Source organism: Paracoccus pantotrophus (assembly GCF_008824185.1).
In the GTDB taxonomy this organism is placed as follows: Bacteria; Pseudomonadota; Alphaproteobacteria; order Rhodobacterales; family Rhodobacteraceae; genus Paracoccus; species Paracoccus pantotrophus.
The window spans coordinates 1202438-1226404 of the sequence record NZ_CP044426.1; the positions used below are offsets into that span (position 1 = coordinate 1202438).

General features: G+C 68.0%; 20 protein-coding genes, 1 tRNA gene and 3 pseudogenes. 10 read left to right on the plus strand and 14 right to left on the minus strand.

Annotated features, from left to right (window positions below):
* Positions 1-158 precede the first annotated feature (158 nt).
* The 3 genes from ESD82_RS16435 to ESD82_RS16445 all read left to right on the plus strand — a co-directional run bounded on the left by ESD82_RS16435 (position 159) and on the right by ESD82_RS16445 (position 4723).
* Entirely contained in the window at positions 159-1649 is a 1491-nt protein-coding gene (locus ESD82_RS16435) for a class I adenylate-forming enzyme family protein (RefSeq protein ID WP_147427818.1), read from the plus strand.
* Entirely contained in the window at positions 1646-2305 is a 660-nt protein-coding gene (locus tag ESD82_RS16440; RefSeq protein ID WP_024844664.1) for a DsbA family oxidoreductase, read from the plus strand. Before ESD82_RS16435 ends, ESD82_RS16440 begins: the two co-directional genes overlap by 4 nt.
* 153 nt (positions 2306-2458) lie before the next feature.
* Positions 2459-4723, plus strand: a complete 2265-nt coding sequence (locus ESD82_RS16445; protein ID WP_147427816.1) for an adenosylcobalamin-dependent ribonucleoside-diphosphate reductase — start codon at positions 2459-2461, stop codon at positions 4721-4723.
* Between the two features lie 743 nt (positions 4724-5466).
* On the opposite strand, the gene hisD is transcribed toward ESD82_RS16445, so the two are convergent.
* Positions 5467-6777, minus strand: coding sequence for a histidinol dehydrogenase (gene hisD / locus ESD82_RS16450; protein ID WP_024844666.1), 1311 nt, complete (start codon positions 6775-6777; stop codon positions 5467-5469).
* Between the two features lie 163 nt (positions 6778-6940).
* Between hisD and ESD82_RS16455 the strand changes: the two genes are divergently transcribed.
* Positions 6941-7924: a LacI family DNA-binding transcriptional regulator gene (locus ESD82_RS16455; protein ID WP_024844667.1), complete on the plus strand. Its 984-nt coding sequence runs from the start codon at positions 6941-6943 to the stop codon at positions 7922-7924.
* 108 nt (positions 7925-8032) lie between these two features.
* On the opposite strand, the gene ESD82_RS22260 is transcribed toward ESD82_RS16455, so the two are convergent.
* The 7 genes and pseudogenes from ESD82_RS22260 to ESD82_RS22265 all read right to left on the minus strand — a co-directional run.
* Positions 8033-8191 (minus strand): histidinol dehydrogenase, encoded by a 159-nt coding sequence (locus tag ESD82_RS22260; protein WP_244314533.1) that lies wholly within the window; start codon positions 8189-8191, stop codon positions 8033-8035.
* 138 nt (positions 8192-8329) lie between these two features.
* Complete coding sequence (locus tag ESD82_RS16465; protein ID WP_024844668.1) at positions 8330-9274, minus strand: pirin family protein; 945 nt, start codon at positions 9272-9274, stop codon at positions 8330-8332.
* A 43-nt stretch (positions 9275-9317) separates the two neighbouring features.
* A complete protein-coding gene (locus ESD82_RS16470) occupies positions 9318-9710 on the minus strand; it encodes a DoxX family protein (protein WP_147427815.1) in 393 nt (130 codons plus the stop codon).
* Between the two features lie 54 nt (positions 9711-9764).
* Positions 9765-10166, minus strand: a complete 402-nt coding sequence (locus ESD82_RS22480; RefSeq protein ID WP_276330373.1) for an MFS transporter — start codon at positions 10164-10166, stop codon at positions 9765-9767.
* On the minus strand, positions 10052-10912 hold the full coding sequence (locus ESD82_RS22485; protein WP_276330372.1) for an MFS transporter: 861 nt from the start codon (positions 10910-10912) through the stop codon (positions 10052-10054). The genes ESD82_RS22480 and ESD82_RS22485 overlap by 115 nt, the downstream gene beginning before the upstream one ends.
* The gene (locus tag ESD82_RS22490) at positions 10876-11292 is read right to left on the minus strand and encodes an MFS transporter (RefSeq protein ID WP_256233628.1); all 417 of its coding nucleotides are present in this window, start codon (positions 11290-11292) and stop codon (positions 10876-10878) included. Before ESD82_RS22490 ends, ESD82_RS22485 begins: the two co-directional genes overlap by 37 nt.
* Before the next feature lie 414 nt (positions 11293-11706).
* Positions 11707-12682 (minus strand): annotated as a pseudogene (locus ESD82_RS22265) (amidohydrolase family protein); the annotation flags it as partial.
* A gap of 17 nt (positions 12683-12699) precedes the next feature.
* Between ESD82_RS22265 and ESD82_RS16485 the strand changes: the two are divergent.
* The 3 genes and pseudogenes from ESD82_RS16485 to rhaI all read left to right on the plus strand — a co-directional run bounded on the left by ESD82_RS16485 (position 12700) and on the right by rhaI (position 15117).
* A pseudogene (locus tag ESD82_RS16485) lies at positions 12700-13642 on the plus strand (IS5 family transposase).
* A 51-nt stretch (positions 13643-13693) separates the two neighbouring features.
* A pseudogene (locus ESD82_RS16490) lies at positions 13694-13837 on the plus strand (SDR family oxidoreductase); the annotation flags it as partial.
* 5 nt (positions 13838-13842) lie between these two features.
* Positions 13843-15117: an L-rhamnose catabolism isomerase gene (rhaI, locus tag ESD82_RS16495; RefSeq protein WP_147427814.1), complete on the plus strand. Its 1275-nt coding sequence runs from the start codon at positions 13843-13845 to the stop codon at positions 15115-15117.
* A gap of 273 nt (positions 15118-15390) precedes the next feature.
* Here rhaI and ESD82_RS16500 read toward each other — a convergent pair.
* Positions 15391-15474, minus strand: a tRNA-Leu gene (locus tag ESD82_RS16500).
* Positions 15475-15648: 174 nt separating this feature from the next.
* Positions 15649-16596 carry a lipoyl synthase gene (lipA, locus tag ESD82_RS16505; RefSeq protein WP_024844672.1) on the minus strand — a complete coding sequence of 316 codons (948 nt, stop codon included), beginning with the start codon at positions 16594-16596 and terminating at the stop codon, positions 15649-15651.
* A 142-nt stretch (positions 16597-16738) separates the two neighbouring features.
* Here lipA and ESD82_RS16510 point away from each other — a divergent pair, with 142 nt between their 5' ends.
* Entirely contained in the window at positions 16739-17287 is a 549-nt protein-coding gene (locus ESD82_RS16510; RefSeq protein ID WP_024844673.1) for a peroxiredoxin, read from the plus strand.
* Between the two features lie 76 nt (positions 17288-17363).
* On the opposite strand, the gene ESD82_RS16515 is transcribed toward ESD82_RS16510, so the two are convergent.
* A complete protein-coding gene (locus ESD82_RS16515; protein WP_147427813.1) occupies positions 17364-18551 on the minus strand; it encodes a DUF6456 domain-containing protein in 1188 nt (395 codons plus the stop codon).
* Between the two features lie 212 nt (positions 18552-18763).
* Here ESD82_RS16515 and ESD82_RS16520 point away from each other — a divergent pair, with 212 nt between their 5' ends.
* Complete coding sequence (locus ESD82_RS16520) at positions 18764-19096, plus strand: DUF6477 family protein (RefSeq protein WP_147427811.1); 333 nt, start codon at positions 18764-18766, stop codon at positions 19094-19096.
* Here the strand turns inward: ESD82_RS16520 and ESD82_RS16525 are convergent.
* Positions 19083-20657 (minus strand): helicase HerA-like domain-containing protein, encoded by a 1575-nt coding sequence (locus ESD82_RS16525; protein ID WP_024844676.1) that lies wholly within the window; start codon positions 20655-20657, stop codon positions 19083-19085. The two genes, ESD82_RS16520 and ESD82_RS16525, sit on opposite strands and share 14 nt — an antisense overlap.
* A 475-nt stretch (positions 20658-21132) precedes the next feature.
* On the opposite strand from ESD82_RS16525, the gene ESD82_RS16530 reads away from it, so the two are divergent.
* Positions 21133-21879 carry an invasion associated locus B family protein gene (locus ESD82_RS16530; RefSeq protein WP_244314534.1) on the plus strand — a complete coding sequence of 249 codons (747 nt, stop codon included), beginning with the start codon at positions 21133-21135 and terminating at the stop codon, positions 21877-21879.
* 78 nt (positions 21880-21957) lie between these two features.
* Here the strand turns inward: ESD82_RS16530 and ESD82_RS16535 are convergent, their stop codons facing one another.
* Both ESD82_RS16535 and ESD82_RS16540 read right to left on the minus strand, forming a co-directional pair.
* On the minus strand, positions 21958-23502 hold the full coding sequence (locus ESD82_RS16535) for a DegQ family serine endoprotease (RefSeq protein WP_147427807.1): 1545 nt from the start codon (positions 23500-23502) through the stop codon (positions 21958-21960).
* Positions 23503-23715: 213 nt separating this feature from the next.
* Positions 23716-23967 carry a hypothetical protein gene (locus ESD82_RS16540; protein WP_028710835.1) on the minus strand — a complete coding sequence of 84 codons (252 nt, stop codon included), beginning with the start codon at positions 23965-23967 and terminating at the stop codon, positions 23716-23718.

Below are 23967 nucleotides of genomic sequence, written 5' to 3' on the forward strand. Positions count from 1 at the left end.
TTCATTTGCCTCTCCCGGCTTCTTTCTTGTCCAAATATCCTGGGGGAGCGCCTTGCCTGGCCCAGCGGGGGCAGGCGAGGCGCGGGGGCAAAGCCCCCTTCCCATGCGCGCCGCCAGCCTCTATCCCCAGGCCCGGGACGGAAAGAAGGGGCGACGGGATGAACCTGGCCGAACATGTGCTCAGCGCGGGGCTGGCTACGCCGGACAGGCTGGCCATGTCGGTGCTGGGCCTCAGCCGCGCCGACCGCTGGTCGCATGCCCGGCTGCGCCAGGCGGTGCTGGGCACCGCCACCGGCCTGCTGCAATCCGGCCTCGTCCCCGGCGACCGGCTGCTGATGCGGCTGGGCAACGATCCTGGCTTTCCCGTGACCTATCTCGGCGCCATCGCCGCCGGCATCGTCCCGGTCCCGACCTCGCCCATGCTGACCGCGCCCGAGATCACCCGCATCGCCGCCGCGATCCGGCCGGCCATGGTGATCGCCGCCCCGGACCTCACCCTGCCCGACCACCCGGCGCCGGTGCTGCCCGCGGCGAGGCTTGCCGATTTCGCCGCCCTGCCGCCGGCCGGCTTCGCGCAACGCGATCCCGGCGACCTGGCCTATATCGTCTTCACCTCGGGCACCTCCGGCCAGCCGCGCGCCGTCTGCCACGCGCATCGCGCCATCCTCGCCCGCCGGATGATGTTCCAGGGCTGGTACGGGCTGACCGCGCAGGACCGGCTGCTGCATGCCGGCGCCTTCAACTGGACCTTCACCCTCGGCACCGGGCTCATGGATCCCTGGACCCTCGGCGCCACGGCGCTGATCCCGGCCCAGGGCGTCGCACCCGAACAGATCCCGCTGATCGCCAGCCGCCACGGCGCCACCATCCTTGCCGCGGCGCCCGGCGTCTTTCGCCGCATGCTGCGCGCCGACTGGAAGCCCTGGGCCGGGCTGCGCCACGGGCTGACCGCCGGCGAAAGGCTCGATCCCGGCCTGCGCCGCGCCTGGCAGGCGCGCACCGGCACCGACCTGCACGAGGCCATGGGCATGTCGGAATGCTCGACCTTCCTGTCCGGCAGCCCCACGCGCCCCGCGCCAGAGGGCACGGCCGGTTTTCCCCAGCCCGGCCGCCGCATCGCCATCCTGGACGACAGCGGCGCCGAAGCCCCGCCCGGCGCCACCGGCATCCTGGCCGTCCACCGCTCGGATCCCGGCCTGTTTCTGGGCTATCTCGACCAGCCCGAGGAGACCGCCGTCCGTTTCCGCGGCGACTGGTTCCTGACCGGCGACCTGGCCGAAGTCGCGCCCGATGGCGCGATCCGCATCCTGGGCCGGGACGACGACATGATGAATGCCGGCGGCTTTCGCGTCGCGCCGGGCGAGGTCGAGGACGCGCTGGCCCAGGTCTCCGGCATCGGCGAGGTTGCCGCGGCGGAATTGCCGGTCGGCCCCGGCTCCAGCATCATCGCCGCCTTCTGGACCGGTCCCGCCGACGAGGCGCGTCTGCGCGAAGCCGCCAGCAGCGGCCTTGCGCGCTACAAGCAGCCGCGCGAATACATCCACCTGCCCGCCCTGCCCCGCACGCCGACGGGCAAGATCAACCGCCGCGCCCTGCGCGACCTCCATTCGCGCACACGGCACGACACCCATAGCAAGGACCAGCCATGACCGAACCCCTTCCCGGCCAAGTCCGCCTCGACATCTTCGCCGACCCCGTCTGCCCCTGGTGCCTGATCGGCAAGGCCGAACTGGACCGGGCGCTGGAAAGCCGCCCCGACCATCCCTTTGCGATCACCTGGCAGCCCTTTCGCCTCGACCCGCAGATGCCGCGGGCGGGAATGGATTACGTCGCCTACATGAAGATGAAATTTACCGACGAGAAGGGCATCATCGCCGCCATGAAGCCGGTGATGGAGGCCAGCGAGCGGCTGGGCCTGTGGATCAATCCCTCGCTGATCGAGCGGGTGCCGAACACGCTCGACGCCCACCGCCTGCTGCATTGGGCCGCGCTGGAAGGGGTGCAGACCCCGGTCATGGCGGCACTGATGCGGGCGCATTGGCGCGAGGGCAGGAACATCTCGAACCCGGACGTGCTGGCGGCGATCGGCGAAGGCGCGGGGATGGAGGGGGCGATGATCCACCGGCTGCTCGCGTCGGATGCCGATGCCGATACGGTGCAGACGCGCGAGTTCCATGCAAGGCAGCGCGGCGTGAACTCGGTCCCGACCTTCATCGTCGCCGATGCCCATGTGGTGACAGGCGCCCAGCCCGCCGATCTGTGGCTGCGGGTGATCGACGAGTTGGCGGGCACGCAGCACCAATAGGTTGCGCAGATACGCACAGCCGCCGCAATATCTGGAAATCGGCGCCGGTTTCGTCTATATTTCATTCTCTCACCCTTTCCGACTGGAACCGGGCGCGCGCGGCTGTATAAGACCCGCTCGCCAATTTCCGACCACGAACCAAGGACACCCGCCATGAGCCGATTCTCTGCCCCTATCGCCGAACAGATCTGGGACATGAAATATCGGCTCAAGGATGGCGCCGGCCAGCCGATCGACCTGTCGGTCGAGGATAGCTGGCGCCGCGTCGCCCGCGACCTTGCCCGCGTCGAGAAGGAGCCGGCGCTGTGGGAGGACCGCTTCTATGCCGCGCTCGAGGATTTCAAATTCCTGCCCGCCGGCCGCATCCTGGCCGGCGCCGGCACCGGGCGCGAGGTGACGCTGTTCAACTGCTTCGTCATGGGCACCATTCCCGACAGCATGGGCGGCATCTTCGACATGCTCAAGGAAGCCGCGCTGACCATGCAGCAGGGCGGCGGCATCGGCTATGACTTCAGCACCATCCGCCCGCGCGGCGCCGAGGTGAAGGGCGTGGCCGCCGATGCCTCGGGGCCGCTCAGCTTCATGGATGTCTGGGACGCCATGTGCCGCACCATCATGTCGGCGGGCAGTCGCCGCGGCGCGATGATGGCGACGATGCGCTGCGACCATCCCGACATCGAAGCCTTCATCGAGGCCAAGCAGGACAGCGCCCGGCTGCGCATGTTCAACCTGTCGGTGCTGGTCACCGATGCCTTCATGCAGGCGGTCAAGGCCGACGGCCCATGGGATCTGCAATTCGACGGCAAGATCTATCACACCGTGCGGGCGCGCGACCTGTGGAACCGCATCATGCGCGCGACCTATGACTATGCCGAGCCGGGCGTGATCTTCATCGACCGCATCAACCAGCAGAACAATCTGAACTATGCCGAGACCATCGCGGCGACGAACCCCTGCGGCGAACAGCCCCTGCCGCCCTATGGCGCCTGCCTCCTGGGCTCGGTCAACCTGGCCCGGCTGGTCGAGGCGCCCTTTACCGCCGATGCGCGCCTGAACCCCGAGGCGCTGGACGAGCTGGTCCGCACCGCGGTGCGGATGATGGACAACGTGGTCGATGCCTCGAAATTCCCGCTGCCGCAGCAGGCGGCCGAGGCGCAGGCCAAGCGCCGCATCGGGCTGGGCGTCACCGGGCTTGCCGATGCGCTGCTGATGCTGGGCCTGCGCTATGGCGCGGCGGATGCGGTCGAGCAGACGCGGGCTTGGATGAAGGCCATCGCGCGCTCGGCCTATCTGGCCTCGGTGGATCTGGCCCGCGAAAAGGGCGCCTTCCCGCTGTTCGACGCCAAGAAATACCTGGCCTCGGGCTTCATGCGCCGGATGGATGCGGATCTGCGCGAGGCGGTCAAGCAGCACGGCATCCGCAACGCGCTGCTGACCTCCATCGCGCCGACCGGGACGATCAGCCTTTACGCCGGCAATGTCAGCTCGGGGATCGAGCCGGTCTTCGCCTATGCCTATAGCCGCAAGGTGCTGCAAAAGGACGGCTCGCGCACCGAGGAAGAGGTCGTGGACTATGCCGTGCAGATGTGGCGCGACCTTCATGGCGACGCGCCCCTGCCCGACTATTTCGTCAATGCCCAGACCCTGGCGCCGCTGGACCATGTCGCCATGCAGGCGGCGGCGCAGGAATGGGTGGATAGTTCGATCTCCAAGACCATCAACTGCCCCGAGGACATTTCCTTCGAGGATTTCAAGGACGTCTACCTGGCCGCCTGGGACAAGGGTTGCAAGGGCTGCACCACCTATCGCCCGAACGACGTCACCGGCTCGGTCCTGTCGGTCAGCGAAAAGGCCGAGGAGGCGCCGCAGGCCGACAAGGGCGCCGACGTGGTCTATCTGACCGAGCCCTTGGACCGGCCGGCGGCGCTGGAGGGCGCGACCTACAAGCTGAAATTCCCCGGCAGCGAGCACGCAATCTACATCACCATCAACGACATCGTGCAGGGCGGGCATCGCCGGCCGTTCGAGGTGTTCATCAACTCGAAGAACATGGAGCATTTCGCCTGGACGGTGGCGCTGACGCGGATGATCTCGGCCGTGTTCCGGCGCGGCGGCGACGTGAGTTTCGTGGTCGAGGAGTTGAAGGCGGTCTTCGACCCGCGCGGCGGCGCCTGGATCGAGGGGCGCTACGTGCCCTCGATCCTCGCCGCCATCGGCGGGGTGATCGAGCGGCACATGATCGCCACCGGCTTCCTGGCCGGTGAGGGCATGGCGCTGAAATCCGACCCCCAGGCCGAGGTCATGGCGGTGGGCGAACGCCCGCGCGGCCCGGCCTGCCCGGCCTGCGGCCAATACGGCATGCGCATGATCGAGGGCTGCATGACCTGCCCCTCCTGCGGCCATTCGAAATGCGGCTGACCGGTGCGGCACACTGTGCGGCCATGCATAAAATACCCCTTGCCAGGTATTCTTGACCCTTCCTGCAAGCACAAAATGACTCCCGGGAAATCCAAGTTTGGATTTCCCATTTAAAATCAAATCAATACTGAATAACCTGCCTACGGCTCCTGCCGCCGTTTCAGGCATCGCTGATACGGCCCAGCCCCCGTTGACGAAGCAGCCATCGCCGAAGATGGTCGCAACATGTCCTCTGGGGCTGGCGGTTAGGCAACGCCCCCGTCCGCCCGGCTCTCAGTCGTTTCCACTCTCTCCGGGACAGCGCCACCGTTTCCGACGCCTCGCATCCGACAGGGCGGGCGCGACCGCTCAGCGTCTATCGGTTCTGGCGCGACCTCGGCCATGCCATCGGCGCCTTGTTCGCCGGGCGGATCGCCGACCGGTTCGGCTTCGCCGCCGCCATCCTCGCCGTTGCCACGGTCGGCTTCCTGTCGGAAACCCTTGTCGCCCTCCTCATGCGCAAGAACCGCGACCGGCTTTCGCGCATCAGCCGGGACACGGGGCAAGCCGGCGGGGCTGGCCTGGCGCGGCAGGCCGGCCGGCATCGCGCTATTTCACGCCGCGCACCACCGCCTGCACGGCAAAGACCGCAGCGCGGGTCCAGCCCGATCACCGCGTCGAGATCCTCGGCCGAGCGGGCGCAAAGCGTCACCGCCGCCCCGGCCGAGGCCAGCGCTTGCCGGCCGGCTCGAAGCTTGCCGCGATCATTCCACCGCCGTCCCATAGGCGACATCCGTGCCGCCATAGCGCCGGACGCGGATATTGGCCTGCTCGGCATGGCCGACAAAGCCCTCGAGCATGCATAGCCGCGAGCAATAGGCGCCGATCCCGGCCGCCGCCGCATCGGTGGTGATGCGCTGGTAGCTATGGGTCTTGAGGAACTTGCCGACCCACAACCCGCCGGTATAGCGTCCCGCCTTCCTGGTCGGCAGGGTGTGGTTGGTGCCGATGACCTTGTCGCCATTGGCGACATTGGTGCGCGGCCCCAGGAACAGCGCGCCATAGCAGGTCATCTTCTCAAGATACCAGTCGTCGCGATCCGTCATCACCTGCACATGCTCCGAGGCGATATCATTCGCCACCGCCAGCATCTCGTCATGGCTGTCGCACAGGATCACCTCGCCATAGTCGCGCCAGCTGGCGGCGGCGGTCTCGGCGGTGGGCAGGATCTTCAGCAGGCGCTCGATCTCGGCCAGCGTGTCCTCGGCCAGGCGGCGCGAATTCGTCACCAGCACCGCCGGGCTGTTATAGCCATGCTCGGCCTGGCCCAAGAGATCGGTGGCGCAAAGCTCGGCATCGACGGTCTCGTCGGCGATCACCATGGTCTCGGTCGGCCCGGCGAACAGATCGATGCCGACCCGGCCGTAAAGCTGCCGCTTGGCCTCGGCCACGAAGGCATTGCCGGGCCCGACCAGCATATGCACCGGCGCCATGCTCTCGGTCCCCAGCGCCATGGCGCCGATGGCCTGGATGCCGCCCAGCACATGGATTTCATGCGCGCCGCCCAGATGCATGGCCGCGATCACCGCCGGGTTCGGCTTGCCCTTGAAGGGCGGCGTGCAGGCGACGATGCGCGGCACCCCGGCGACGCTGGCCGTGGCGACCGACATATGCGCCGAGGCCACCATGGGGAACTTGCCCCCCGGCACATAGCAGCCCACGGATTGCACGGGGATATTCTTGTGGCCCAGGATCACGCCCGGCAGCGTCTCGACCTCGATATCCAGCATCGAGTCGCGCTGCGCCTGGGCGAATTTCCGCACCTGCTCTTGCGCGAAGCGGATATCCTCCAGCTCGCGCGGGCTGAGCTGGGCGATCAGCGCCTCGATCTCGGCCTGCGACAGGCGGAAGCTGGCGGGCGCATAGCCGTCGAATTTCTCGCTCAGCTCGCGGACGGCGGCGTCGCCGCGCGTCTCGATATCCTTCAGCGTGGCCTCGACCACGGCGCGGGTGCGGGCGTCGTCCTGGCTTTTCTCGGCCTCGGGCTTGCCGCGCTTGAGATGGGTGATTGCCATCGGGTGATCCTCCAAAATCCTGCGCCGACTGTTCCCGGAAGGCCGGATTCGGAACAAGAAAGACCCGCATGACTGAAAATTTTTCATCCATGACCGCCAAGCATATCGCGGTTTCGGCACGATCGCGCTAGAAATGCCGTGAAATTTTTTGCAAGGCAGGGCCATGCCGAAAGTCACCGCCAAGATGGTCGCCGATGCCGCGGGCGTGTCGCTGGCGGCGGTGTCGCGGGCATTCCGCAGCGACAGCGCGCTGGCCGAGGACAAGCGCGCCCGCATCCTGCGCGTGGCCGGGGAACTGGGCTACCTGACCCCCTCGGGCCGGACGCTCAGCCGCATCGCCACCGGCACGGTCAGCCTGGTGGCGGGCGACCTGACCAATCCCTTCTATCCGGTGGTGCTGGAAGAGCTGTCACGGCGCCTGCACCAGCAGGGCCGCCGGCTGGTCCTGCATGCGGTGCCGCCCGGCGGCTCGGTCGATCTGGTGATGCAGCAGGTGCTGGACTATCGCTCGGACGCGGCCATCGTCACCTCGGCGACCATGCCGTCGCGGCTGGTGCGGGAATGCCGCAAGCAGAACCTGCCGGTGGTGCTGTTCAACCGCGTGCAGCTGGATGCGCGGATGCTGGCGGTGACCTGCGACAATTACGGCGGCGGCCGGATGGCGGCCGAGCGCCTGCTGGCCCGCGGCTGCCGGCGCATCGGCCATGTCACCGGCCTGCGCGAGACCTCGACCCATCTGGAGCGGGCGCGCGGCTTTCTGGACGCGCTCGGCCAGCACGGGCTTGCGCCCGCCTGCTCGGCGCGGGGCGAGTTCTCCTATGACAGCGCCCGGCAGGCGGCGCTGTCGCTGTTGCAGGCACCCGACCGCCCCGAGGCGCTGTTCTGCGAAAACGACATCATGGCGCTGGCGGCCCTGGACGTGGCCCGTTCGCTGGGCTTGCGCATCCCTCAGGATCTGGCGGTGATCGGCTTCGACGACATCCCGCTGGCGGAATGGGGGGCCTACCGGCTGACCACGATCCGCCAGCCGGTGCGGCAGATGGTGGCCGAGGCGCTGGAGCTGATCGCACAGGTCCGCTCGGGCCAGGGCAGCGAGGGCACGATCCGCGTCCTGCCGGTGCGGCTGATCGAACGCGACAGCGCCTGAACCGGACGGAGCCGCGGGGATGGCGCGGCCTTTCCCCGGTCAGGCCCTTTGCAGCCGGTCCAGCCGCGGACCAGCCGGCACCCGGCCTCGGCGGCGATCATCTTTGCGTCACCGCCGGCATCCGACAGGATGAAGATCTCGGCGGTGGCCGGCAAGCTGGCCGATACCGATGGGGCCGAAGACCTGGCGCCTGGCTTCGTTCACGAAGGCATTGCCGGGGCCGACGATCCCATCCACGCCGGGCACCGTTTGGGTATCGCAGGCCATGGCCGCGATAGCCTGCGCGCCGCCAACGCGGAAGATGCGGTCGGCGCCCGACAGCCGGCTCCGACCATCATCGCCGGATGCGCGTTCGGCGGGGAACAGGCAATCACCACGCCATCGGCCGCACCACGCAGAAGCCCCTCACCTCAACTGATCGGGCAAGGGAATGAACTCGTCCTGGTCGCCCGGCGGCAGTTGGAAGCGGCCATGTTCCCAGTCGCCCTGCGCCCATGCCTCCTTGGCGGCGTCGATGCGTTCCTGCGACGAGGCGACGAAGTTCCAGGAAATGTAGCGCGGCCCGTTCATGGTCTCGCCGCCCAGCACCATCAGCCGGGCACCGGCCTCGCCGGCCTTCAGGCTGATGCGATCGCCTGGGCGGAACACCATCATCCGGCCGGCCTCGAAGCTTTCGCCGGCGACAAGGATGCTGCCCTCGACCACATAGACGCCGCGGTCCTCGTGATCGTCGGGCAGCGGCAGGCTGGCCCCGGCGGCAAGGACGGCATCGGCATAGAAGGTCTCGGTGAAGGTCTTGACCGGCGCGCGCTCGCCCCAGGCCGAACCCAGGATCAGCCGCACCTGCTTGCCGCCTTCATCGAGGAAGGGCAGCGCCTCCTGGCCGTGGTGCTCGAAGGCCGCGGCGCGATCCTCCTCGGCTTCCGGCAGCGCGACCCAGGTCTGGATGCCGAAGAGCGAGCCGGGCCGCTGGCGCATTTCCTCGCTGGTGCGCTCGGAATGGGTGACGCCGCTACCGGCGATCATCCAGTTGACCTCGCCGGGATAGACCATCTGGTCGGCGCCGGTGCTGTCGCGATGATGGAACGCGCCCTGGTAAAGATAGGTCACGGTGGCCAGCCCGATATGCGGGTGCGGGCGCACGTCGATGCCGCCGCCGGTCAGGAACTCGGCCGGGCCCATCTGGTCGAAGAAGATGAAGGGGCCGACCATTTGCCGGCGCGGCGCGGGAAGCGCGCGGCGCACCTCGAAGCCGCCCAGGTCGCGGGCGCGCGGAATGATCAGCGTCTCGATGGATTCCAGGCCCTCGCGGTCGGGGCAATCCGGGTTCTGCGTGGGGTTCCAGCTCATGTCGGGCTCCTGTCATGGCTCCGGGGATGCAAAGGTTACGGTATCAGGTCTTGCGCCGCGCCGCATCGACACTGATCGGGCCGGCGCCCGCCGCCGCAAGATGGAGAAAGACCAAGCAGAACAGGATCGCGGCAACGCCGCCGTTCTGCGCCGGATAGAATCCCTGCGGCGCATGGACCAGGAAATAGGCAAAGGCCATGACTCCGGACAGGACGAAGGCCGCGATGCGGGTCTGGAAGCCGACAGGGACCAGAAAACCCGCGACCAGCTCGAAAATGCGCGCGATCCAGGACAGCGAGCCCTTCGGCGGCGCGGCCTCGCTGGCCGGAAAGCCCAGGATCTTCTGCGTGCCGTAGCGGAAGATCACCAGCGCAGCCACGATCCTGAGGATGCTGAGCAAAAGCGGTTCATGGGGTTTCAGGGCGTGTTTCATCATGTCTGTCCTTGGCTGGTGTCATGTCTGATCGTCTTGCAGGGCGACCGGACGCGGTCACAGCCGCCGCAGCAGGTGCCGGACCGGCGGCGGTCCTTCGCCGATATGGAAGGCGTTGAGCATCTGCTGGTCCAGCTGGTCGGCATGGGTGACGCGGGCGTGCTGGCGCTGATGCTCGGCCCAGCTTTCCACCACGAAGGCCTCGACCAGCCGCCCCGACTCGGCAACGTCCTCCCACAGGTTCCGGCGGATCGCGCCGTCGCGCTGACGGGTGGCGGTGAACCTGCGCAAGGCTGCGGTGAACGCGAGCAGCCGGGCCGGATCGACGCGATATTCGATCTCGATCAGCACCGGGCCGCGATCATCCCCCGGCGGGATGGCGACGACGGATTCCGCCCAATGGTTCGAGGGCGCAAGGTCGGTCGTCGCATCCTTCGGCAGCCACCAGATCCGTGCCAAGAGCACCAAGGCGGCCAGCCCCGCGACCACCAGCGCCGCCGGCACGCCGGCGCCCAGGCGATGGTGCCCCAAAACACGCTGCCGCCGGTCACCGCGCCCTGGAAGACCAGCAGATAGACCGCGAGCGCCCGCGCCTTCACCCAGCCCGGAGAGGCCGTCTGCGCCGCCACGTTCAGCGAGGCCAGCATCCCGATCCGGGCCAGTCCCGCCAGGAACATCACCACGCCCCCGATCCAGGCATTGCGCACCAGGCTCAGGGTCAATGTCGCCCGCGCGAATAGCAGCGTCGCCCAGACCGAGATGCGGTTGGCGGGAACCGTCCGGCGCAGCCGCTTCAGCAGCAGCGCGCCCATGCAGCCCGGAAGCGCGCCATAGCCCGCGGCGTCGAGCCCCAGCATCCTGTCGCCGACCAGCGGCAGCATGGCCCAGAGCGCGCTGCCGAACAGAAGGAACCCCGCCGCCCGGATCAGCACCAGCCGCATGGCGGGCGAATGCCGCGCATGGCGGTATCCGGCCATCAGGGCACCGAAGAAATGACCGGGCGGCAGGCTCTGCGCCGTCTCGGCGCATTCCCAAAAGAACAGCACGCCCAGGACGGCGAACACCGAAACCGCATTCAGCGCAAAGACCGCCGGGGTGCCGGCCAGCGCGACAATCACCCCGCCAAGCGCCGCGCCGATGGCGCGCACGATGTTCACGCCCAAGCTGTTCAGCGCCATGGCGTCGGGGAGGGCCTGCTTGTCCACCAGTTCCGGGACGGTGGCCTGGAACACCGGCGCGCTGACCGCCGCCAGCAGAACCCAGGGCCGGTCAGGTCCAGCAGGGTCAGGACCGAAAGCGCAGCCGCGGCGGCAAGGCCAAGCAGCTGCACCGCCAGCAGCAGCCTGCGCCTGCCGACGATATCGGCCATCGCCCCGGCGGGCCGCGCCAGCAAGAACATCGGCAGGGTCGTCGCCGCCTGCACCAGGGCGACCAGAAGCGGGCTGGGCGACAGCGAGGTCATCATCCAGGCGGCGCCGACATCGTGCATCCAGGTGCCGATCTTGGATATGATCGTCGCGATCCACAGCGCCCGAAAGACCGGGAAAGTCAGGAGACCGGATGTCCCGGGGCTCGGTTCGGCCATCTCGACGCCTCTCGAAAGGGAAATGGACACCAGGCACCGGCATCCGTGGCCGGCAGGATCGTGCATCCCGCCGCTGCAATCCCGTCCGGCGCAGACCGCCCAGCAGCAGCAGCAACTGCCGAAGCTGCCCCAGAAGCTCCGGGCGTCCGAGGCCGGCACATCGGCGCCAAGCGCCGCGGCGTGGTCATGGCCACGGGCCGCGCAGCCCGGCCCGCATCCGCAGGCGGCGGCGAAGCGGGTCCGGTCCTGCTGCAATTCCGCCCTGCGATAATAGCCGCCAAACCGCACCACCGGCGACCAGTCGGGCATCGGCGCGGGCAGCGCCGGCGCCAGCGGGCCGAATTCGTCGCCGCCATGCACGACCTTGCCGCCCAGCACGGTCAGGACCGAGCGGAGATGCACAATCCCGCTTTCCGGAACCGCGAAGTAATCCGCCGACAGCAGCGCCAGGTCGGCAAGCTGTCCCGCCTTGATCTGGCCCTTCTTGCCCTGTTCGTTCGAGAACCAGGTGTTCGCCTCGGTCCAGAACCGCAGCGCCGTCTCGCGGTCCAGCCGGTTCTCGGCCGGATAAAGCCGGGCGCCGCCCAGGATCCGCGAGGTCACCCCAGGACAGCGAGACCCAGGGGTTGTCGCTTGCCACCCGCGTCGCATCGGTGCCGGCGCCGACGGGCAGGCCCGCCTCCAGCATCCGCCGGATCAGCGGCGTGGTCTCGGCCGCCTTCCCGCCGTAGCGTTCGGTGAAATATTCGCCCTGATACATCATGCGGTGCTGCACCGCGATGCCGCCCCCCAGCGCCGCGATCCGGTCGGTGCTGCGCTCGCTGATCGTCTCGGCGTGGTCCAGAAACCAGTTGACGCCTTGCAGCGGCACGTCGCGGTTCACCTTCTCGAACACGGCCAGCGCGCGACGGAGGGTCTCGTCATAGGCCGCGTGCAGCCGCCAGGGCCAGCGGTTCTCGGCCAGCAGGCGGATGACGGGTTCAAGGTCGGCCTCCATGTTCGGCGGCCTCTCGGGCCGCTCCACCCGGAAACCCTCGAAATCGGCGGCGGAATAGACCAGCATCTCGCCGGCGCCGTTGTGGCGATAGGTGTCGTCGCCCTGTCCGGGGCCGACCTGCTTTACCCAGCCCGAGAAATCGGCCAGCTCCTCCTTGGGCTTTTGCGTGAACAGGTTGTAGCTGATGCGCACCGTCAGCTGGTCCTCGGCATGCAGCCTTTCGATGATCGCGTCATCGTCGGGATAGTTCTGGAAGCCGCCGCCGGCATCGATGACCGCGGTGACGCCCAGCCCGTTCAACTCGCGCATGAAATGGCGCGAGGAATTGAGCTGGTATTCCGGGTGGCATTGTTGCAGCACACTGACCGTGAAGGATTCACCTCGTGAATCCATGCGGTTAGACGGGCTGCATGAGCAAGCCCGAGCCCGCCCGCTACCGCACAACGAGCTGGCCCGCCTACAATGATGCGCTCAGGCAGCGCGGGTCGCTGCTGATCTGGCTGGACAAGGAGATGGCCTGGCACGCGCCGCATGAGGGTCGCCCCGGGCGCCCGCCGGTCTTCTTGAATGCGGCGATCCTGTTCTGCCTGTCGATCAAGGTGCTGTTCACGCTGCCGCTCAGACAGGCCGCCGGAATGGTCTCCAGGCTGTTGCGGCTGGCCGGGCTGGACCGGCCCGTTCCGGACGATTCGACCCTGCGCCGCAGGCAGAAGACCGTGGAGGGGCATATCCCATCGCCGCGCTGCCGGGCCGCTGAACCTGCTGGTGAACAGCACAGGGATCAAGTTCCTCGGCGACGGGGAATAGCGGGCGCGCAAGCATGGTGTTCAGAGCCGTCGCCAATGGTGCAAGGTCCATCTGGCCATGGACACCGCCACATCCGACATCCGCGCGGTGAAGTTCACCCCCCAGCCGGGAAGGCGACAGCCCCGTCCTGCCGGACCTTCTGGGCCAGATCCCCGAAGATGCGGAGATCGGCACCGTGACCGCAGACGGCGCCTACGACAGCCGCCGCTGCCACAGCGCCATCATCGCGTGCGGTGGCACGGCAATCATCCCGATCCGCAAGACTGGTCGAGCGTGGAAGGAGGACAGCCCAGCCGCCCGGCCCCGGAACAAAACCCTGCGCGCCACGCACCACTCCGGCCGCGCGTTCTGGAAACGATGGACAAGATACCATGCCCGCAGCCGAGCCGAGGCAAGGATGCGCTGCCTCAAGGCATTCGGCGAGCGCATCGCCGCAAGAGACCCAGGCCGCCAAACCGCCGAAATCGAGGTGAGCTCCGCGTCGCACTCATGAACCGCTTCAATGCACTCGGCACCGCCGAGATCGTCCGCGGGGTCCGAACATGAAGGGAGAAGGGGAAGTCACGCCTCAGTCCGACTTTCTGAAAATAATGCCGTCGCCATCGGTCGATGCTGAAACGCTCGGTCCTGCCCGAGGACATTGCCGAGGCCGCCTATTTCCTTGCCAGCGACCTTTCCGCGAAATCGACCGGCAATATCCTGAACGTGGACGCCGGCAACGTCCAGGCTTTCACCCGGTGACGACCATGATCGAGAAAACCGTGATCGAGGCGGAAAACGCCGCCCGCGAGGCCGATCTGCAGGCCGATTACCAGGCCCTTGGCGCCCGCCTGGCGCGCCGGAGCGTCGATATCGAGGCGTTGACCGCCCGCGCCATGTCCTTCGGCGTCGCCATCCCCAGCTGGGGGACCGGCACCGGCGGCACCCGCTTCGCCCGGTTTCCGGGCGAGGGCGAGCCGCGCGGCATCATGGACCGGCTGGACGATTGCGGCACCATCCACCAGCTCACCGCCGCCACGCCGCGGGTCAGCCTGCATATCCCCTGGGACAGGGAAGACCCGTCGCTGCTGCGCGAAAAGGCCGAGGAGGTCGGGCTGGGCTTCGACGCCATGAACTCGAACACCTTCCAGGACCAGCCCGGGCAGGCGCGCAGCTACAAGTTCGGCTCGCTCTCGCATACCGACCCGGAGACGCGCCGGCAGGCGGTCGAACACAACCTGGAATGCATCGAGATCGGCCGGGCCATCGGATCCAGGGCGCTGACCGTCTGGATCGGCGACGGCTCGAACTTTCCCGGCCAGACCTCGCTGTCGCGGCAGTTCGACCGCTATCTCGACTCGATGAAGGCGATCTATGCCGGGCTGCCCGAGGACTGGCGGATCTTTTCCGAGCACAAGATCTATGAACCGGCCTTTTATTCGACCGTGGTGCAGGACTGGGGCACCAGCCTGATGACCGCGCAGGAACTGGGTCCGCAGGCGCAATGCCTGGTGGACCTGGGCCATCACGCCCCGAACGTCAATATCGAGATGATCGTGGCGCGGCTGGTGCGGGCCGGCAAGCTGGGCGGCTTCCATTTCAACGACAGCAAATATGGCGACGACGACCTGGACAGCGGCACCATCGAGCCCTTCCGCCTGTTCCTGGTCTTCAACGAACTGGTCGAGCTGGAGGACCGGCCCGGCCTCGACCTGGCCCATATGATCGACCAGAGCCACAATGTCACCGATCCGATCGAAAGCCTGATCGTCTCGGCCGGCGAGATCCAGCGCGCCTTCGTGCAGGCTTCGCTGGTCGACCGCGCGGCGCTGGAGGGCTTGCGGGCGGAAAACGATGCGCTGATGGCGGCGGCGACGCTGCGCGCGGCCTTCCGCACCGATGTCGAGCCGATCCTGCAGATGGCACGGCTGCGCGCCGGCGCGGCCATCGATCCGGTCGCGACCTTCCGCGCCTCGCGCTATCGCCACCGCGTTGCCGCAAAGAGGCCCCGGACACGATCCGACGGCGGAGGTATCGTCTGAATCAGGGGCAGCGAACACGCTGTTTCGGCCAGCCGGACATCATCGCTGGCCCAAGGGCGGCAAGGCCATGTGCGGTGATCGCCCCACACGGGCCCTGTCGCCCAAGCCTTATCCGGGGACGCATCTGGTCTGGCAGGATAAGAGGCGCGACAGTCCCGACCTGCAGGACCGGAGACGGGCGAGCCAGCCGCAGGCCACGCCCTCTCGGCGAAGCGATCCGGGATCGCCGCAAATTCGCAAACAGGACCGGAAGCGAAAACCCGTAAAGGGCGCTGGTAGGGGTGGTCGGACTCGAACCGACACTTCTTGCGAAACCTGATTTTGAGTCAGGCGCGTCTACCATTCCGCCACACCCCCGTGGCGCCCTTTTCCTGGCCGGTGCGGCGCGGCGCGGCGGAACGGCACGACCTTCTGCAAAGGCGATGCTTTCCCGCCGCTGGACGCTTGGAATCCAAAACACCCGCTGCGCCCGGCACTCGGCCATCTCTGCGTTCCGCCTAAGGCGCAACGTAGGGTTTTGCAAGCCCCGACTTAGGCCTGGCCCAGCTTTGCCAGCCGCGCCTCGCGCAGCTGGGCGAAGTCGTCGCCGGCATGGTAGGACGAGCGCGTCAGCGGCGTGGCCGAGACCATCAGGAAGCCCTTGCCATAGGCGGCTTTCTCGTAGCCCTTGAACTCCTCGGGGGTGACGAATCGGTCCACCCGGTGGTGCTTGGGCGTCGGCTGCAGATATTGCCCGATGGTGATGAAGTCCACGTCCGCGGCACGCATGTCGTCCATCACCTGCAGGACGCCCTGGCGATCCTCGCCCAGGCCGACCATGATGCCCGATTTGGTGAACATGGCAGGGTCGAGTTCCTTGACCCGCTGCAACAGCCGCAGGCTGTGGAAATAGCGCGCGCCGGGCCGGACGGTCGGGTAAAGGCCGGGCACGGTTTCAAGGTTGTGGTTGAACACGTCGGGCCGCGCCTCGACCACCGCCTCCAGCGCGCCGGGCTTCGACTTCAGGAAATCGGGTGTCAGCACCTCGATGGTCGAGCCGGGCGAGCGGTGGCGGATGGCGCGAATGGTCTGGGCGAAATGCTCGGCCCCGCCATCGTCCAGGTCGTCGCGGTCCACCGAGGTGATGACCACATGCTTCAGCCCCAGCTTCTGCACGGCATGGGCGACGCGGCCCGGCTCGAACACGTCGAGCGCGTCCGGCTTGCCGGTCATCACGTTGCAGAAGGAACAGCCGCGGGTGCAGATCTCGCCCATGATCATCATGGTGGCGTGGCCCTGGCTCCAGCATTCGCCGACATTGGGGCAGCCGGCCTCTTCGCAGACCGTGGACAGGCGGTTGTTGCGCAGGATGTCGCGGGTGTCCTTGTAGCCCTGGCTGGTCGGCGCCTTCACGCGGATCCAGTCCGGCTTTTTCGGCTGCGGCTGGTCGGGGCGATGGGCTTTCTCGGGGTGGCGCAGAACCGGGGGCATATCCGCCATATCGGCATCCTTTGCTGGGAGTCGGCCGAACTTACGGGTTTTTCGGGTCTTGATCAACGCCCATGCAGGGTGCATCTATGCCCCTTCGATGCTGCGCCGCGGCATCGACCGAAGGGAGGAGCGGATGATGAAAGGACCAATGATGAAACAAGGCGATCTGCTTCCCGAAGTGACCTTCCAGACCCGCGTGCGCGACGAATCCGTCGGCGGCGACAACCCCTATCGCTGGCAGGCGATGACCACCGCGGATTACTTCAAGGGCAAGCGCGTGGTGCTGTTCTCGCTGCCCGGCGCCTTCACGCCGACCTGCTCGACCTATCAGCTGCCGGGGTTCGAGAAGGCGGCCGACGAGATGGCCGAGCTGGGCATCGACGCGATCTATTGCATGTCGGTCAACGACAGTTTCGTGATGAACCAATGGGCCAAGGCGCAGAATCTGCAAAACGTCAAGGTGATCCCGGACGGCTCGGGCGAGTTCACCAAAAAGGTCGGCATGCTGGTGCGCAAGGACAACCTGGGCTTCGGCGCCCGCAGCTGGCGCTATGCCGCCATCGTCGAGGACGGCCGCATCCAGGCCTGGTTCGAGGAGCCCGGCCGGATGGACGATTGCCCCGAGGATCCCTATGGCGCCACCGCGCCCGAGGCGGTGCTGGACTGGCTGCGCGCCAATCCCGCCAAGGCCGCGGCCTGATCCGGGGCCGGCGACGATGCGAAAAGGGCGCCGCCGGGCGCCCTTTTTCATGGCCGTCCATGACCATGCCCGATCGTCAGCCGATCAGCGGTGCGCCCGAGCCATAGGTCTCGCGATAGTGGCGTTCCAGCCGCATCAGGCCCAGGCGCAGCACGATCTTGCCCGAGCGCGCCGACCAGCCCAGCCGCCGCTCGGTCATCTCGATGCCCTCCAGAAAGCAGCAGACCCGCAGGCACAGGTCGCCCATGCCGGGGCCCAACTCGCGCAGCGCAGCGGCGACGCGGTTGCGCGCCCCTTCCGAACCGTCGCCATGGCCGGACGAGACGCGCGAGACATCGACGCCGGCGGTCAGGAAGCGATCCCAGTTCTGGGTGACGCGCGGCCCCATCTGCGCCAGTTCGAAATCCTCGCGCAGCTGTTCGCCGGCCGCGACCAGGTCCGGCGCCAGAAAGGGCCGCCCATCCGGCTCGCGCCGCCGCGCCAGCATCAAGAGCGGGCTTTCGGCGATATTGACGCGGGCACGGCGGCGTCGGCCATCCTCGGGGTCGGTGATCTCGCGCTCGTCCCATTGCCGGTGCCGGTCGGCATGGCGGAAGCCGGCCGCGTCCTCGGCGCAGCCCTGGACCGGGGAAGCGACCGGGGCCGCCAGCACGAAATCCTCGCCCCGCGGCAGGGCGCCGCCGCGCCGGGCGGCCAGGATCGCCCGCAGCGCCTCGCGCCCTTGGGCCGAGAGGGCATAGCGGTCGATCCTGCCCTGGCCCAAGAGCTGCACCCAGCCGCGCATCGCCATATGCTCGGCCAGTTCGCGGTCGAGGATGGCGGTGCGGATCTCGTCGCGCACGACGATGGCCTTGTCCATGCCGCCGGCCACCACCATCTGCGCCCCCGGCTCGGCCAGGCGTCGCAGGATGCGGGTGATCTGCTTGCGGCCCGCCAGCCCCGGATCGGCCGGACCCGCCCCCGCGCCCCTGCCCTTGCCCGCAACGCGCTCGACCGCGCGATCGACCAGCGGATCGTCGCGCCGCGCCTCGAAGCGCCGGATGCGGCGCAGGATGGTCGAGGCATGGCAGCCCGTCTCGCGGGCCAGCGAACGGATCGATTCCCCGCCCTCGACATGGCGCAGGTAAAGCTTGAGATCGCCGTCCTCGGCCTGCGGGACAAGCGCGGTTTCGGGCTGATTGCCGTCCGTGGGCCCGACGCCGGCCGGCAGGGCGGCAATCAGGGCGTCCGGCGCGAAATCTCCCGTCAAAATCGTCATGGTCATTCCTTCGCTTCCTGCAGACGAGCGGGCAGAGGCTCGCCGGTGGGTTGTTTCCCGCCCCGGTCCGGCACAGCGGGACCAAGGCAAGATGCGGCAGTATTTGCTAAGAATTCCTAACGATTCCTTGCTGCGGCGCGCGCAGCACGGGCGGGTGGCGCAACACACGCCATGGTTGCAAATAATTCCCCCGGCCTCGACCGGAAAGGGAAACCGCCATGACGATGATGAGCAATGTGATCGCCTTTCAGCCGCGTCCCGGACAGCCGCATCTGCGCCGCCCCCGACTGCTGGTGCGGGCCGCCAGGGCTGGCCAGGTCGGCTGGCGCCGCAGCCGCGACCTGCACCGGGTGCTGAAATGCGAGACGCCGCCGCCCGCCGGCAAGGCGCTGTCGCGGCTTCTGGCCGAAGAGGAGCGGCTGGACCTGCTTCGCCGCAGCGGCCAGGCCGGCTACGACATGCACCGTCACATCCTGCTGCTGATCGCCATCCTGGCCGAGACGGCCGAGGCCGCGCCCCGCCCGGTGCCGAACCCGGTCACTTGCCCCTGAACAGAGACCCCAGCACCCCGCGCACCAGCGCCTGCCCGGTCCTGGTGCCCAGTTGCCGGGCCAGGCTCTTGCCGAAGGTCACGGCGATCGAATCGCTGTTCGAACGGCGGGCACGGGGCTTGGGCTCGGCCGGAATCCGCAGGCCGGGGTCATAGCGGCGCGCGCGGGTATATTCGCGGTCCATCTGCCACAGATCGTCATCCGCCCCCTTGGCCCCGGCCCCGGCGCTGTCCGCGGCCACCGCCTCGGCGCGTTTCGCCAGGATCTCGGCCGCCGATTCGCGATCCAACGCCCGGCCGTATTTCAGCGCCATGGGCGAGGCCGCATTGATCGCCGCGCGCTCGGCATCCGAAATCGGACCAAGCTGCGACAGCGGCGGGCGAATCAAGGTGCGCTGCACGATGCCCGGCACGCCCTTGGCCTCCAGAAGCGAGGTAACCGCCTCGCCGGTGCCGACGGCCTGGATCGCCTCGGCGGTGTCGAAATCGGGATTGGGGCGATAGTTCTGCGCCGCCAGCCGCAGCGCCTTCTGGTCCTTGGCGGTGAATGCGCGCAGCGCATGCTGGACCCGGTTGCCCAATTGTCCCAGCACCGAATCCGGCAGGTCGGCCGGGTTCTGGCTGATGAACCACAGGCTGACCCCCTTGGAGCGGATCAGCCGCGCCACCTGTTCGATCTTGTCCACCAGCGCCGGGGGGGCGCCGTCGAACAAGAGATGCGCCTCGTCGAAGAAGAAAGCGATGCGGGGCTTGTCCGGGTCGCCCACCTCGGGCAATTGCTCGAAAAGCTCGGACATCAGCCACAGCAGGAAGGTGGCATAGAGCCGCGGCGCGTTCATCAGCCGCTCGGCCGACAGGATGTTGACCATGCCCTTGCCCGAGGCATCAAGCCGCATCATGTCGGCCAGTTCCAGCGCCGGCTCGCCGAACAGCCGGTCGCCGCCCTCGTTCTCCAGCACCATCAGCGCGCGCTGGATCGCGCCGACCGAGGCGGTCGAGACATTGCCGTATTTCAGCGCCAGTTCCTTGGCGTTCTGGCCGACCCAGACCAGCATGGCCTGCAAGTCCTTCATGTCCAGCAGCGCCAGCCCCTGCTCGTCGGCGACGCGGAAGGCGATGTTCATCACCCCTTCCTGCGCATCGGTCAGCCCCATGAGCCGCGACAGCAGCAAGGGCCCCATCTCGGCCGGGGTGGTGCGGACCGGGTGGCCGCGCTCGCCCCAGATGTCCCAGAAGGTGACGGGAAAATCCTGGTAGTCCAGCGCCATCCCGATGGTTTCGCTGCGGGCCTGAAAAGCCTCGTGCAGCTTGCCACCGGGATCGCCGGGCCTGGCGATGCCGGCGAGGTCTCCTTTGACATCCGCCATGAAGACCGGCACGCCAGCACGCGAAAACGATTCGGCCAGGGTTTGCAGCGTCACGGTCTTACCGGTTCCGGTGGCGCCGGCGATCAGCCCGTGGCGGTTGGCATATTTCAGCAGCAGCTTTTGCGGCTCGGCATGGCCAGCCCCGCCGCCCCCCACGAAGACCGTCCCGGTGTCCAGATCGACGATGCCTGTCATGTTTCCTCCACGGATCGGCAAAAAAGCGCAAGGCTCGGACGAAAGGACAATACAATCGTAAGGATTTTGTGCCAGTCTGTTCCTTGCCGGACCCCGCATCGGCGGATGGCCGGCTTCCTCCCTGTTGGACTGCCGCGCCTTCGGGCGCGGCATTTTTTCGCCCGGGCTGCCTGCAATCCGGTCAGATCGCGACGCGATCGCGCCGATGTCATATTTGACCTTTAGGACAGTTGACGGCTTGTCTTGCTGCATCTAGCCTTCCGCGCAATGATGACCGGCCAGTCCGGCAGGGAAGGAAAGCCATGGGGATCCGGGGCAGCGATCTTGCGCCCCGGATCCTCGTGTGTTGCGGCCTCGGGATGGACCCGCGCCTTCACGCCAACGCAAAGGTGACGCAGCGCGATGCGATCCGCCCTGACAAGGCGCGATGCCCATGTTAGGACCGGGGCCGATGCATGGACCAAAGGAAGAGAACATGGTCAACAGGACATCCGCGGCACTGGTTGCCGCCCTTGTTGCACTGGCGGGCAGCACCGCCGGCGTGATGGCACAGGACGCCAGCACCCAGCCCCCGGCCCAGCCGACCGCCGAAGCCCCCGCGGCCGAAGCCCCCGCTGCCGAAGCGCCTGCCACCGAGCCCCCCGCGGCCGAGGCTCCTGCAGCAGAGGCGCAGACCGCCGACGCCCCCGCTGCCGAGACCGCCGGCAACGGCGAGCCCCAGGTCGGCCAGCCCTATGCCAGGTCCACCCATGGCGACTGGACGCTGCGCTGCATGAAGACGGAGGACGGCAAGGATCCCTGCGAGCTTTACCAGCTGCTCAGGGATGACAAGGATTCGCCGGTGGCCGAGGCTTCGGTCATCCCGATGACCGGCAACGTCCAGGCCGTGATCACCTTCATCGCGCCCCTGGAAACCGATCTTCAGGCCGGCGTGGGCCTGCAGGTCGATGCGGGCAAGGAATCGCGCTATCCCTTCCTGCTTTGCGCGCAGGTCGGCTGCGTCTCGCGCGTCGGCCTGGCCGAGGCCGACCTGGCCCCGCTCAAGCGCGGCAAGGCCGCCAGCCTGTCGCTTCTGCCCTTCGGCGCGCCGGAAGACCAGATGGTCAAGCTGCCGCTGTCGCTGACCGGCTTCACCGCCGGCATGAACGCGCTGACCGAGGCCAGCAAGGGCCTTGCTGCCGCCCCCGCCCCCGCCCCTGCCGAGGCGCCCAAGCAGCAGTAAGCCGCAGCGAAAAGGGGCGCCGCAGGGCGCCCCGAGCAAGCGGGCCGGGTCACTCCCGGCCCATCTTCATGCTGCGTGTCACCCGACCGGAAGGGCGACGAAGCGCGGCTCGCCGGCACGGCGCACCATGACCAGGATGGACTTGCGCCCGGCATCGCGCGCCTCCTTGATGCGCGCCTCCAGATCGGCCAGCGTGGCGACCGGATGCTGGCCGGCCTCGGTGATGACGTCGCCCGCGGCCAGCCCCTTGTCGGCGGCGGCCCCGGTCGGCTCGACCGATTGCACCACCAGCCCCTGCATGTCGCGCGACACCCCCAGTTCGGCGGCGATCTCCGGCGTCAGCGGCGCCAGCGTCATGCCCATCAGGTCGCTGGCCGATGCCTCGGCGCTGTCCACCCTGCCGCCGCCGGTGCCCTCGGCCAGTTCGCGCCGGCCCAGCGTCACCTTCAGCTCAACGGGCTTGCCGTCGCGCTGCACCACGACCTCGACCGCCTCGCCCACCGGCGCATCGGCCACCCGGCGCACCAGGTCGCGCGGATCCTCGACCGCGCCGCCGGCAAAGCGGGTGATGACGTCGCCCGCCTTCATGCCGGCATCGGCGGCGGGGCCGGCGGGAACATCCGTGACCATGGCGCCCTTGGCCTCGGCCAGGCCCAGCGATTCGGCGATGTCTTCGGTCACCGGCTGGATCTTGACGCCCAGCCAGCCGCGCCGGGTTTCGCCATATTCCTCGAGTTGCTCGACCACCTTGCTGACCACGTTCGAGGCCATCGAGAAGCCGATGCCGATCGAGCCGCCGTTGGGCGACAGGATCGCGGTGTTCACCCCGATCACCTCGCCGTCCATGTTGAACAGCGGCCCGCCCGAGTTGCCGCGGTTGATCGCCGCATCGGTCTGGATGAAATCGTCATAGGTGCCCGAAAGCGCGCGGTTGCGGGCCGAGACGATCCCGGTCGAGGCCGAGAAGCCCTGCCCCAGCGGGTTGCCGAGCGCCAGAACCCAGTCGCCCACCCGCGCCCGGTCGCTGTCGCCGAACTTGACGAAGGGCAAGGCATCGCTGCTTTCCACCTTCAGCACGGCGATATCGGTCTTGTCATCCTTGCCGATCACCTTGGCCGGCAGCCGCTTGCCGGAAAAGAACTCAATCTCGATCGCATCGGCGCCGTCGATGACATGGTTGTTGGTCACGATCAGCCCGTCGGGAGAGATGACGAAGCCCGATCCCAGCGCGTTCGAGCGCTGCTCGCGCTGCGGCCCGCGCTGGAAGGGATTGCCCTCGCCCGGAGGGAAGCCGGGAAAGCCGAATTCGCGAAACAGGTCGCTGAACGGGCTGCCCTCGGGCAGTTGCGGCCCGCGCACCAAGGGCGTCGAGACGGTCGAGGTGGTGGTGATGTTGACCACGGCGGGGCTGACCTTTTCGACCAGGTCGGCAAAGCTTTCGGGCATGACCTGCTGCTGGCGGGCCTGGCTGTCGGGCGCGGTCAGCGGCTGGTTGTTGTTCGCGGCCTCCTGCGCTGCATCGGCGCCGGGGGCCGCCGGTTCTTGCGCGATGGCCGGCGTCAGCGCCATCAGCAGCGCAAGCCCCGAGGCGGTCAGGAAATGGCGGGAAGAGGGTCTGTTCATCTGGATTGTCTCCTTCCATGCCCGGGCGGCGCTACCCGGTCTCCTGGCAATATGCTCATGTTCAAGGGGATTTTCGAGCCCGTTGCAAATGAACCACGCTCGCAAAGGATGAACTGATCGTGACTTGCAGGCAATGCCGGGCGCAGGCCTCGGGCCATAAAAAAGTTCCGCACCCCAGGGGACGCGGAACAGGTTTCATCGCAGCGATGATCTTCAGTGCAGCGCCGCCGCCTTTCCCGCGCAAATCAGCGTGACCAGGGTCGAGGCGCCGCGCATCTCGATGCCGGCCACGTCCATCGGCCGGCGATCCATGTCGCCGCCCAGGATCTCGACCCGGCCCGCGCCGTAAAAGGCCGCATCCAGCAAGGGCAGCACCGCGTCGCCCCGCAGCTCGGCCTCGACCCCGCCGGGGATCGGGTGGATGGCGGCGGGGGTGATGCGCCTGGCGCCGACGATCAGTTCCAT